This window comes from Caulobacter sp. DWR3-1-2 (assembly GCF_049896225.1).
In the GTDB taxonomy this organism is placed as follows: Bacteria; Pseudomonadota; Alphaproteobacteria; order Caulobacterales; family Caulobacteraceae; genus Caulobacter.
Genome location: NZ_JAFCTW010000006.1, coordinates 209,319 through 221,178, shown reverse-complemented (window position 1 = coordinate 221,178; position 11,860 = coordinate 209,319). Strand labels below are relative to the sequence as shown.

10 protein-coding genes are annotated in these 11,860 nt (G+C 68.0%); 6 read left to right on the top strand and 4 right to left on the bottom strand.

The features are described from left to right. Positions 1 to 44 precede the first annotated feature (44 nt). Entirely contained in the window at positions 45 to 1,121 is a 1,077-nt protein-coding gene (locus tag ACP696_RS11380; protein ID WP_426009758.1) for a site-specific DNA-methyltransferase, read from the top strand. 32 nt (positions 1,122 to 1,153) lie between these two features. Here ACP696_RS11380 and mutY read toward each other — a convergent pair whose 3' ends face one another. Continuing rightward, on the bottom strand, positions 1,154 to 2,206 hold the full coding sequence (gene mutY, locus ACP696_RS11375) for an A/G-specific adenine glycosylase (RefSeq protein WP_426043800.1): 1,053 nt from the start codon (positions 2,204 to 2,206) through the stop codon (positions 1,154 to 1,156). Between the two features lie 53 nt (positions 2,207 to 2,259). On the opposite strand from mutY, the gene ACP696_RS11370 reads away from it, so the two are divergent. The 4 genes from ACP696_RS11370 to smc all read left to right on the top strand — a co-directional run bounded on the left by ACP696_RS11370 (position 2,260) and on the right by smc (position 7,675). Continuing rightward, complete coding sequence (locus ACP696_RS11370) at positions 2,260 to 2,802, top strand: DUF721 domain-containing protein (protein ID WP_426043799.1); 543 nt, start codon at positions 2,260 to 2,262, stop codon at positions 2,800 to 2,802. Between the two features lie 127 nt (positions 2,803 to 2,929). Further along, complete coding sequence (locus ACP696_RS11365) at positions 2,930 to 3,562, top strand: DsbA family protein (protein WP_426009765.1); 633 nt, start codon at positions 2,930 to 2,932, stop codon at positions 3,560 to 3,562. After that, positions 3,559 to 4,212, top strand: a complete 654-nt coding sequence (locus ACP696_RS11360; protein ID WP_426030474.1) for a DsbA family protein — start codon at positions 3,559 to 3,561, stop codon at positions 4,210 to 4,212. The genes ACP696_RS11365 and ACP696_RS11360 overlap by 4 nt, the downstream gene beginning before the upstream one ends. A 16-nt stretch (positions 4,213 to 4,228) precedes the next feature. Next, positions 4,229 to 7,675 carry a chromosome segregation protein SMC gene (gene smc / locus ACP696_RS11355; RefSeq protein ID WP_426043798.1) on the top strand — a complete coding sequence of 1,149 codons (3,447 nt, stop codon included), beginning with the start codon at positions 4,229 to 4,231 and terminating at the stop codon, positions 7,673 to 7,675. 105 nt (positions 7,676 to 7,780) lie between these two features. On the opposite strand, the gene ACP696_RS11350 is transcribed toward smc, so the two are convergent. From ACP696_RS11350 to ACP696_RS11340, 3 genes are all read right to left on the bottom strand, one after another. Further along, positions 7,781 to 8,572, bottom strand: coding sequence for a TSUP family transporter (locus tag ACP696_RS11350; RefSeq protein WP_426043797.1), 792 nt, complete (start codon positions 8,570 to 8,572; stop codon positions 7,781 to 7,783). 67 nt (positions 8,573 to 8,639) lie between these two features. Further along, positions 8,640 to 8,969: a DUF6481 family protein gene (locus ACP696_RS11345; protein ID WP_426009770.1), complete on the bottom strand. Its 330-nt coding sequence runs from the start codon at positions 8,967 to 8,969 to the stop codon at positions 8,640 to 8,642. A gap of 102 nt (positions 8,970 to 9,071) precedes the next feature. Next, positions 9,072 to 11,033, bottom strand: coding sequence for a hypothetical protein (locus tag ACP696_RS11340; RefSeq protein WP_426009772.1), 1,962 nt, complete (start codon positions 11,031 to 11,033; stop codon positions 9,072 to 9,074). A gap of 463 nt (positions 11,034 to 11,496) precedes the next feature. On the opposite strand from ACP696_RS11340, the gene ACP696_RS11335 reads away from it, so the two are divergent. Continuing rightward, positions 11,497 to 11,847, top strand: coding sequence for an AtpZ/AtpI family protein (locus ACP696_RS11335; protein ID WP_426009774.1), 351 nt, complete (start codon positions 11,497 to 11,499; stop codon positions 11,845 to 11,847). Positions 11,848 to 11,860 lie beyond the last annotated feature (13 nt).

Genomic DNA, 11,860 nt, shown 5'->3' with positions numbered 1-11,860 from the left:
TCAAGACTCATGATTCCGCTCAGTGTTTTTGACGGAAAGCGGCCATGTCCTTCGGACCCGAAACCATCATCCAAGGCGACTGCATCGAGGCGATGAACGCCCTGCCCGAGAAGTCCGTGGACCTGATCTTCGCCGATCCACCCTATAATCTGCAGCTGGGAGGCGACCTGCTGCGGCCCGACAATTCCAAGGTCGACGCGGTCGACGACCACTGGGACCAGTTCGAAAGCTTCGCCGCCTATGACAAGTTCACCCGCGACTGGCTGACGGCCGCCCGCCGGGTGCTGAAGGACGACGGCGCGATCTGGGTGATCGGCAGTTATCACAACATCTTCCGGGTCGGCGTGGCCGTGCAGGACCTGGGCTTCTGGATTCTCAACGACGTGATCTGGCGCAAGTCCAACCCGATGCCCAACTTCAAGGGCACCCGCTTCGCCAACGCCCACGAGACCCTGATCTGGGCCTCCAAGAGCCAGGGCGCCAAGCGCTACACCTTCAATTACGACGCCCTGAAGATGGCCAATGACGAGGTGCAGATGCGCTCGGACTGGACCCTTCCGCTGTGCACCGGCGAGGAGCGGATCAAGGGGGCTGATGGTCATAAAGCGCATCCGACCCAGAAGCCCGAGGCCCTGCTCTACCGGGTGATCCTGTCGACCACCAAGCCGGGCGACGTGATCCTGGATCCGTTCTTCGGCATGGGGACCACCGGCGCGGCCGCCAAGCGCCTGGGTCGTCGCTTCATCGGCATCGAGCGCGAGACCGACTATATCGAACACGCCAGGACCCGCATCGCCAAGGTCGTGCCGATCGCCCCCGGCGACCTGGACGTCATGGGCAGCAAGCGCTCCGAGCCCCGCGTGCCGTTCGGCAATATCGTCGAGGCTGGCCTGCTCAATCCGGGCGACACCCTCTACTGCGCCAAGGGCTCGCACGCCGCCAAGGTCCGCGCCGACGGCTCGATCACCGTGGGCGACCTGTCGGGCTCGATCCACAAGGTCGGCGCCCTGGTGCAATCGGCCCCGGCCTGCAACGGCTGGACCTACTGGCACTTCAAGACCGACGCGGGCCTGGCGCCGATCGACGTGCTGCGCTCGCAGGTGCGGGCGGGCATGAACTGAGCTTTTCCTTCTCCCCCTGCGGGAGAAGGAAATCAGACCAGCCGCTCGCGCCCCGCTTTCACCGCTTTGAGGAACACGCTCGGCAAGCCGCTCAGCCCCGCCGGCTCGGTCCAGACGAAATCACCGTCGGCGTTGGTCTCGGCGCGCAGCACCCGCAGGGTCAGGGAGAAGTGGGTGAAGACGTGTTCCACCGTGCCGAACTCGCGCCAGGCGCCGGCGGCCGGTGCGGCGGCGGCGGCTTCTTCGTCCCGCCAGGGCTCCGAGCGCCAGTCGCTGGTCGGCAGGCCGAGCATACCGCCGAGCAGGCCGTTGGGCGGCCGGCGGACCAAGGCCGTCTGGTCGCCGCGCGTCAGCACATAGGCCACGCCGTGCCGATGCGGCCGCGCGGGCTTTTTCAGCTTGCGGGGGAAGGTCTCCGGCAAGCCGGTCTTCAAGCCCTCGCACCAAGCCGATACCGGGCAAAGCGCGCAGAGCGGGCTCTTGGGCCGGCAGACCGTCGCGCCCAGGTCCATCAGGGCCTGGGCCCAGTCGCCGGGGCGCTCGCCCGTGACCAGATCGCCGGCCAGGCGCTTGAGTTCGGGCTTGGCGTCGGGCACGGGCGTCTCGACCGCCAACAGCCGCGCCATCACCCGCTCGACATTGCCGTCGACCACATTGGCCTCGCGATCGAAGGCGATCGCCGCCACCGCTGCGGCGGTATAGGCGCCGACGCCTGGCAGGGCCCGCAGGGCCTCCTCGGTATCAGGAAACACCCCGCCGTGGTCGTTGGCGACCGCGCGGGCGCAAGCCAGCAGGTTGCGGGCCCGGGCGTAGTAACCCAGCCCGGCCCAGGCGGCCATCAGGTCGCCGTCATCCACCGCCGCCAAGTCCGACACGGTGGGCCAACGCTGGATGAAGCCGAGGAAATAGGGCGTGGCGTGCGGCACGGTGGTCTGCTGCAGCATCACCTCCGACAGCCAGACGCGATAGGGGTCGGACCGCTGTCCAGCCTTGCCGGCGGCCGGCCCGGTGCGCCAAGGCAGGTCCCGCGCCTGGGCGTCGTACCAGGCCAGCAGGGCGGCGCGGAGGGCGGGGATGTCGAGCATGGTTTCCTATGGCAAATCCTTGGGTGGAATGGGAGGGCCTGCTATCTTCCCCCATGCGCCGTCCCCTGCCCACTGCGGAAGAAGCCCTGGCGATCCTCAAGCGCCGCCGCACGCGGCCGCAGTTTCGCAGCCCCCCGCCGGCCGGCAAGTCGCTGGCCCCACTGATCAAGGAACTCGACGCCAAGTTCGGCCAGGGGCCGGCCCTGCTGCAAACCCGCTGGCGCGAGATCGTCGGCGAGACCCTGGCCCGGCGCACCGAGCCCGTGCGGGTGATCAAGAGCCGCACGCCGGGAGAAGGCGGCACGCTGGAGTTGCGGGTCGACGGCCCCGTGGCCTCGTTGATCCAGCACCAGGCCCCGCAGATCACCCAGAGGCTGGACCTGCTGCTGGGCAAGGGCGCGGTGACCAGGCTGCGCATCGTCCAGGGGCCGGTGAAGGTCCAGGCCAGCGCCGCCCCGCAACGTCCGCGCCGCAAGCCGCCGCTCGACGCCGCCCAGGAGCGCGACCTGGCCGACAGCCTGGCCGGCCAGCCCGAAGGCGGGCTGAAGGACGCCCTGCTGAAGCTGGGGCGTGGCGTGCTGCGCGATCCGCGCTAAAGCCTCGCGCTGGATTGACAACGGGGCGTCCGATAGGCTCATCCCAACGCCTTATCCGCGCCCTTTTCACGCGCCTAAAGAATCGCGCTTAACTCTGCTGTTGCAGCCTGTTCAAGGAAGATCGACCATGCGTCCGCTGACCCGCCGGCTCCTGACCGTCGTCGCCCTCTCCGCCTCCGTGGCCGTCGCGCTTTCGGGCTGTGGCAACAAGGCCGAGACGAGCAACGCCGACGACATGACCCTGGGCAATCCGAAGGCCAAGGTGACGGTCGTGGAATATGCCTCGGCCTCGTGCATCCACTGCGGTCGCTGGAACAACGAGGTGTTCCCGGCCTTCAAGTCGAAATATATCGACACCGGCAAGATCAACTATGTCTATCGCGAGTTCCTGACCAACCCGCCGCAACTGGCCGCCGCCGGCTTCCTGCTGGCCCGCTGCGCCGGCAAGGACAAGTATTTCCAGGTGCTGGACTCGATCTACCGCTCGCAGGAAGAGATGTTCACCACGGGCGACTATCGCGGCAGCCTGCTGCGCATCGCCCAGTCGTCGGGCATGAACGAGGCGCAGTTCAACGCCTGCGTCAACGACGAGAAGGCGCTGAAGGCCCTGAACGCCCGCGTCGAGAAATACGGCAAGGACGCCAACATCACCGGCACCCCGACCTTCGTGGTCAATGGCAAGAAGATCCATGGCGACGACGGCGGCGAGGCTTCGCTGGTCGAACTGGACGCGGCCATCGCCGAGGCCGCCGCGAAATGATCCTCGACCGGCGCGCGCTGATCGGTACGGGCCTGCCTGCCTTGGGCTGGTCGGCCTCGGGCGTGGCGGTGATCGCCATCCCGACGATCGCGCGCGCCGCGCCCTTGCCGCCGGCCGACGGCGACATGGCCCTCGGGGACGCCAAGGCCAAGGTGCAGGTGGTGGAATATGCCTCGCTGTCCTGCACCCACTGCGCCCATTGGAACAACGAAGTGTTCCCGGTCCTCAAGGCGCGGTTCATCGACACGGGCAAGGTGCGCTATGTGTTCCGCGAGTTCTTGACCGAGCCCTTCCAGTTCGCCGCCGCCGGCTATCTGCTGGCCCGGCGCGTGGGTCCGGCCCGGTATTTCCAGGTTCTCGACGCGGTGTTCCACCAGCAGGACGCGATCTACAAGAGCGAAGACCTGTGGGGCGGACTGCTGAAGATCGGCAAGAGCTTTGGCCTCACCGAGGCCCAGTTCACCGCCGCCTTGCAAGACAAGGCCGCGCTGGCCGCCATCAATGGTCGGGTCGAGAAAGCCGCCGAGCGCGACCAGGTGCAGGTAACCCCGACCTTCTTCGTCAATGGACAGCGCTTCGAAGGCGGCCAATCGATCGAGGACCTGGCGACCGCCATCGACAAGGCGGCCGGCAAGACAGCCAAGGCCTGAGGGGAGGGCGCGGGCCGTGCAGTTCCAGCGCCTGCGCCTTTCGGGATTCAAGTCCTTCGTCGAACCGACCGAATTCCGGATCGAACCGGGTCTGACGGGCGTTGTCGGACCCAATGGCTGCGGCAAGTCCAACCTGTTGGAAGCCCTGCGCTGGGTGATGGGGGCCAATTCGGCCAAGGCCATGCGCGCGGGCGGCATGGACGACGTGATTTTCGCCGGCAGCGGCGGTCGCCCGGCCCGCAGCCACGCCGACGTCACCCTGACCATCGACAACAGCGACCGCACCGCGCCGGCCCAGTTCGATGATGATCCGACCCTGGAAGTGGTGCGCCGCATCGACCGCGGCGAGGGCTCGACCTACCGCATCAATGGCCGCGAGGTGCGGGCGCGGGACGTCCAGCTGCTGTTCGCCGACGCCTCGACCGGGGCCAATTCGCCGGCCTTGGTCCGCCAGGGCCAGATCAGCGAACTGATCGGCGCCAAGCCGCAGAACCGTCGCCGCATTCTGGAAGAGGCGGCCGGGGTTTCGGGCCTGCACACCCGCCGGCATGAGGCGGAGTTGCGGCTGCGCGCCGCCGAGACCAATCTGACGCGCCTTGATGACGTGGCGCGAGAGTTGGAGGTCGCCCTGAACCGGCTTCGTCGGGAAACGAGGCAGGCCGAGAAGTACAAGCGCCTGTCGTCAGAGATTCGCGCCGTGCAGGGCGCCGTGCTCTATGCCCGCTGGACCGAGGCGCGCGACAACCTCAACCGCACCCAGAGCGACGCCACCGACGCCGCGCGCAGCGTCGAAGACACCGCCCGCGCGGCCGCCACGGCCCAGACCGCGATCCTGCACGCCGAGAAGGCCATGCCGCCGCTGCGCGAGGAAGCCTCGATCGCCCAGGCGATCCTCGGCCAATTGGCGATCCAGAAGGACCGGGCCGAGCGCGAGGCGCAAGCCGCCGCCGCCGAATTCGAGCGGTTGTCGGCCGACCTGGCGCGCATCGACGACGACCGGACCCGTGAGGCGCAGGGCCTGCAGGACGCCGTCCAGGCGTTGGCGCGCCTCGACGCTGACCTGACCCAACTACGGGAGGAGATCGCCGCCGCGCCCGCCCGAGGCCCCGAACTGGCCGCCGCCGCCCAGGCCGCCGAAGAGGCTCGCGCCAAGGCTGACGCCGAGGTCGAGCAGCTAGCGGCCCGCGCCGCCGCCGAAGACGCCCGCGCGCGCGCCGCCGCCCAGCGCCTGGCCGAGGCCGAGAGCCGGCTGGCCCGCACGGTTCGCGCCCTCGACCAGGCCAAGGCCGAGCGCGCCGATATCGGTCCCGAGGTCGATCCCGCCGCCGCCGAGGCCCGTCAGCGCTTCGCCAACGCAGAGGCGGGTCTCGCCGCCGCCCGCGCTGCGCTGGAGGAGGCAGAGACTGCCCGCGAAAAGACCGCCGCCGCCGAGGCCCAGGCCCGCGATCTGGCGCGCAAGGTCGAGGACCAACTGGGCCGCTTGCGCACCGAGGCCCGAGGCCTGGCCCAACTGACCGCGCCCCGCGCCAAGAGCGGCTTCTCGCCAGCCTTGGACGCCGTGACGCCCGACAAGGGCTATGGCGCCGCCCTAGCGGCCGCGCTTGGCGACGATCTGGAAGCCGCCCTCGACTCCCGCGCGCCGTCATTCTGGGCTGGCGGCGAAGCTTCCGCCGTCGCCTGGCCCGAAGGCGCCACGCCCCTGGCCCCACTGATCAAGGCCCCGCCCGAACTGGCCGCCCGTCTGTCATATGTGGCGGTGGTGGCGCGGACCGATGGCGACCGCTTGGCCAAGGGCCTGCCGGTCGGGGCGCGGCTGGTGTCCAAGGACGGCGACCTGTGGCGCTGGGACGGTTTCGTGGCCCGCGCCAACGCGCCCAAGCCCGCCGCCGTCCGCCTGGAGCAGCGCACCCGCCTGGCCGAGGTCGAGGCCGAGATCGACCAGGTCGCCCCGCGCGCCGAGGCCACGACCGCTGTCTTGAAGACCGCAGCCGACGCCCTGCGCACGGTGGAAAAGGCTTTACGCGATAAACGCCGCGGTCCGCCCGACGCCGAGCGCCTGTTGACGGGCGCTCGCGAGATCGTGACCCGATACGAACGCGAGGCCGCCCAGCGCGAAGCCCGGGCCCAGTCGCTGGACGACACCATCGTCCGCTTCGAGGCCGAGCGCGTCGAGGCCGACACGGCGCTGGCCGCCGTCCGCGCCGAGAGCGCCGCCGCCGAGGCCGTCGCCGACCTGGCCCCGCAGTTGGCCGCCGCCCGCCACGCCGCGAGCGCCGCCCGCGAGGCCGCCGCCGCCGCTCGCTCGGCCCGCGACCAGGAGACCCGCGAGACCGCCGGCCGCCAGCGCCGCCTGGAGACCCTGGAACGCGACCACGGCGACTGGACCAAGCGCCGCGAGGCCTCGAGCCGGCGCGAGCAAAGCCTGGACGCCGACCGCCTGAAGGCCGTCGTCGCGCTGGAGGCCGCCCGCGAGGCGCCGACCGTGCTGGCCGAGAAGCTGGTGGTGATCGTCGAGCAGTTCGCCGCCGCCGAGGATCGCCGGGCAAGGGCTTCCGACGCCTTGGAGACCGCCGAGACCGACCGACTGACCGCCGACCGCGCGGCCCGCGCCGCTGAGCAGGCCGCCAGCGACGCGCGCGAGAAGCGCGCCGCCCTGGTCGCCCGCCTGGACGGGGCCCGCGAGCGCTTCGCCGAGGTCGCTGGCCACATCCGCGACCAGGCCCGCATGGAGCCCGAGGAGCTAGGCCGTCAACTGTCGGGCGAGGCCATCGCGGTGCCCAAGGACGCCGCCGGGGTCGAGGCCCATCTCTTCGCCCTTGAACGCGAGCGCGACGCCATTGGGCCCGTCAATCTGCGGGCTGAGGAGGAAGCCAACGAATATGCCGCCCGCCTAGAGACCATGCGCACCGAGCGCGCCGACCTGTCAGGCGCGGTGAGCAAGCTGCGGGCCGGCATCGAAGAGCTGAACGCCGAGGGCCGCGAGCGGCTGCTGGCCGCCTTCGAGGTGATCAACGGCCACTTCCAGACCCTCTTCCAGGCCCTGTTCGGCGGTGGTCAGGCCGAGCTGCGGCTGGTCGAGAACGACGATCCGCTGGAGGCCGGCCTGGAAATCTTCGCCTGCCCGCCCGGCAAGCGCATGGCCAGCATGAGCCTGATGAGCGGCGGCGAGCAGGCCCTGACCGCCAGCGCCCTGATCTTCGGCGTCTTCCTGGCCAACCCGGCGCCGATCTGCGTGCTCGACGAGGTCGACGCGCCGCTGGATGACGCCAATGTCGACCGCTATTGCAACATGCTCGACGAGATGCGGCGGCGGACGAAGACCCGGTTCATCGCGATTACGCACAATCCGGTGACGATGAGCCGCATGGACCGGCTGTTCGGGGTGACCATGGCCGAGCGGGGGGTGAGTCAGCTGGTGAGCGTGGACTTGAGCACGGCCGAGCAGTTGGTGGCGGCGCAGTAGGGGCAATTCCTCCCCCTGTGGGGGAAGTGTCGGATCGATGGACCCTAAAACTCCCCCCACCGATCGCTACTTGATCTGCCTCCCCCACAAGGGGAGAACCTTTTATCAGTGAAGCAGCCCCAGCACCGCATGCCGCAACGGGTTCTGCGGATCGCTCAGCAGCTTCACCGCCATGGCGCACGACATCACCACCAGCAGCGGCCGGATAAGCTTGGCGCCGAACCGCATGGCGAGCCGCGAGCCGATCTGCGCCCCGATGAACGCCCCGACCGCCATGGTCAGGCCGATGGGCCACACCACCGCGCCCTTCCAGATGAACAGGCTCAGGCTGCCCAGGTTCGAGGCTGCATTGGCCAGCTTGGTGTGGGCCGTGGCCTTCAGCGCGCCGTAGCCCAGCAGGGTGACGATAGCCACCATGTAGAAGGCCCCCGCTCCAGGTCCGAAAATCCCGTCATAGAAGCCGATCAGCGGCGCCACGCAGAAGGCGAAGACCGGCACGGTGAGGCGCGGATGGGCGTCCTCGCCCTTCAGGCCACGCGACAGGCCGAAATAGAGGGCGATAACGATCAGCAGGATCGGGACCAAAGCCGCCAACGCGCGCGGCGACAGCAGGCTGACGCACAGGGCCCCGGCCAGGCCGGCGACAGCGGCGCAGGCGGCGACCGGCAGGGCTGTCTTCCAGTCGATCAGGCCCCGCCGGGCGAAGGCGCTGGTCGAGGAAATGGCGCTGACGGCGCCCTGCAGCTTGTTGGTGCCCAGCGCCATGACTGGGCTCATGCCGGTCAGCAGCAAGGCCGGGACGGTCAGAAGGCCGCCGCCGCCGGCGATAGCGTCGAAAGCGCCGGCGATCGCCGCCACGGCGAACATCGTCGCCAGCAGACCCAGATCGACATGCATGGCTAAGGCCCTCGCGAGGTCCGCCCGCGACGGGGCCAGGACCACGCGACCAGGCCCGTTCAGTCAATTATTTCTGGCGTGCCTTGCGGGCGGCGTACTTGGCGTCGCGAGCGATCTTCTGCTCGGAGGCCGACAGCGCCTTGCGCTCCTTGCGGTCGGCGCGCTTCTCGGCCAAGGCGGCTTCCTCGCGCGCCAGAACGTCCTGGCGGGCGGCTTCCTTGACGGCGGCGCGGGCGGCGCGGACCGCTTCCAGCTCGGCTTCACGCTCGACGTGACGCTGCTCGAAGTTGGGGTCGGTGACGGTGGGCTTCGGCTTCATCTTAGCCAGCATCGCCTTCTTGGCGTCAGCGGCGGCGGTGATGCGATCGGCGAAGCCGGTGTTTTTCAGTTGCGACATGAATCTTCTGGTTGGTGGAAAGTGCGCTTCTAAGACCCCAAAACGCCGCGAAAAGCAATGACGATCCCGGCGCAAATGGACGCGCCGGGATCATTCGAAGCTCTACTTCTCGATTTTGTAGACCCTGTAGCTGTGCGGGGCCACGGCCGCAGCGAATTCGGTGCGAACCGGAACGCCCTGACGACGCCAAGCGTCGGCCCTGCCGTCAGCGGGCTTGGCCTCGATCAGCTTGCCGGTCGTCATGTCGCGCAGCTTTACGCCCTCGCCCAGCAGCGACAGGTTCACGGCCGTATCGTCGTCACGGAACGACTGCACCACGAAGGCCCCGTTGTCGTAGGCGAACAGGCTGACACGGTCGGCGGCGTCCAGCCGCACCGGGAAGTCACGCTGAAGGTAGCGCTTGATCTCGGTCGTCACCCCCTGGGGCAGGTTGTAGAAGTCGCCCGGGTTCTCCGGCATGGTCAGCACATAGAGCACCCCGCCGCCGTAGCGGTTCATCAGCAGGATCGGGAATCCCTTGGCGTTGGCGACCCCGCGAATGATCCCCCAGCTGTCATTGGTGTAGAAGGCCAGCTCTGGAAACAGCACCGGCGGCGTCTCGCGCTTGGGATCGTTCAGGCTCTCGCCATTGCCCGCGCCATAGCCGTTGAGGAAGTCGTGCAGGGCCACCTTCCGGCCGGTGTCGCGCACCTCGAGAATGTCCTCGATCCCCTTGCCCTGCAGGGCGCCCAGCAGGCCCGAGGTGATGAACACCGTCTTGCCGGCCAGCAGGTTACCCTTGATCTTGTCGACGATCTTCGGGTCCTTGGCCGCCGCCTGAGTCAGCAGGGCGACATCGGCATTGGTCGGGAAGTTGGGCGACAGCTCGATCGGGATGCCGACATTGCCCAGATAGTTGTGGAGGAAATCCTCGCCCGACGATTGGTAGGGCTTGTAGCTTGCTATGCCAATCGGCTTGCCCAGCAGGCCCAGGTCCTTGTCGATCTTCTCCAGCGAATAGCCGGCCGCGCGGCCCCAGCCAGGACCTGGATCATTGGCCTGGCCCGAGCTCTTGTAGCTGGCCGTCATGGCCTTCCAGTCGAAGCTGGTGGCCTTGTCCTTCCACGGACGCGCGCCGGGCGCGACGGCCTCGGCCTCGTTCATCGGCCGCCAGTTGAACAGGGTGATCTCAGGGGCCTTGGCCAGCAGGGTGTCCCACAGCTGCTCGGCGTAGCGGTCGACATAGAGGGTGGAGAACGTATCGACCCAGCCGCCGCCATTGCCCTTGCCACCGTTAGAGCCGGCGGGGCGGATGTTGTCGAAATAGCGGATGATCGAATAGCTCTCGTACTGTTGCAGCAACTGATCAGTGACCACCGGATCGCGGGTCTCGGTGCCGGTATAGATGCCGTCGAACATCTGCGACTGCTTTTCCAGGTCGTAGCCCGTGCCCTGGAAGTGTTCGTACCAGTTGGGGTATTTGATGATCATCCGCACCTTGGGATTGACCGCCTTGGCGGGGCCGAGCACCAGGTCCTGGCTGACCTTGCGCATGGTCTCCAGCCGGTACTGGGTCCAGGACCGGTCGCCCTTGGCGGCGATGTCGGCGGGGCTTTTCGAAGTGTAGAAGAAGAAGTCGTCGAGGATCACCTCGTCGAAATGCTTGGCCGCCAGGCGCACGGCCTTTTCGCACTCGGCGCGGTCGGCGGGCTTCTCGTAGTCGAAGGTGCCAAACTGGCCGCCCTCGCCGCCGGCCGCCAGGGTGATCCCGCCGGCGACCTTGATCCCACGTTCCTCGAACCAGCCCTTGACCCGCTCGATCTGTTCGTCTGTGGAGAAGTTGTTGCTGCGGTAGACCTCCAGATAGACCTTGTCGAAGTGCAACTGGCGACTGGCCCGCTCGAACTCGCGGTCGAAGGTTGCTCGGTCTGACAGCGACTTGGCGTCGTTGACGGCGATGTAGATCGCGGCGTGGAAGTTCTTGTAGGCGGGCAGCGGCTGCGGCTTGACCGTCTGGGCCTGGACGGGCGCGCCAAGCGCGCACAGCGCCACGGCGCCGAGCAGAGTGCGGGTAAGGCGGATCATGGCGTGTTCTTCCCTCGATGGACTCGCGCCGGCGCTTCGCATGCCGATCATGGTTGCGGTAACATTGGAATGGTATGACGAACGTTGCGAGCGAAACTTTCGAAGCGCCGTCATTTTCCGCCTTCCGGCCTCCCAAGTTTCGCGCCCTTAAGGGAAATGAATTCAAGCCCCAAAACACGCCCTAAGCCTTGCAATCGACCGCTCCGCCGCGCTAGGGCCGGGCCAATTCCAGCGCCAGCATTGAAATCCGGGGAAATCGCGGTTGACGTTGCGGCGCCGATCCGGACTTCGAGGACCGACTTGCCTCAGTCGGTGCGGATATCGCCAAAAGCCGTTATAAAACTGCCACTTGAAGGATATTCTCTCCAACTTGACGCACTGCGGTGCGATCTATAGGTTCCGCCGCGATCAAGCTGGGTCTGGGGGACGGCTCTCTCGGCCATCGCAGGACCCTACAACCCCAATGTCCAAGGTTGACGATCCGCGCGCAGAGGCGCTACGCCGCCTCGACGAGCGGGCAGAAGCGCTTAAGGCCAGCGCGGTCCGACCTGAATCGCACAGCGGCGAGATGGCCGCCTCGAGTCAGGCCTATAAGATCCTGGCTGAATTGCTGGGCGGTGTGCTCATCGGGCTGGCCCTGGGAGCGATCGTCGATCGGTTCGCCAAGACCGGACCCTGGGGTTTGATCGGCGGAGTCCTTCTGGGCTTTGCCTTGTCGTTGTTCATGGCGCGTCGCACGGCCAATCGGCTGATGGCGCTGGCTAGGGCGGAAGAGGCTGCGCGATCGCAAGCCTCCAAGCCCAGAGTAGACTAGGAGCGAAAGGCCC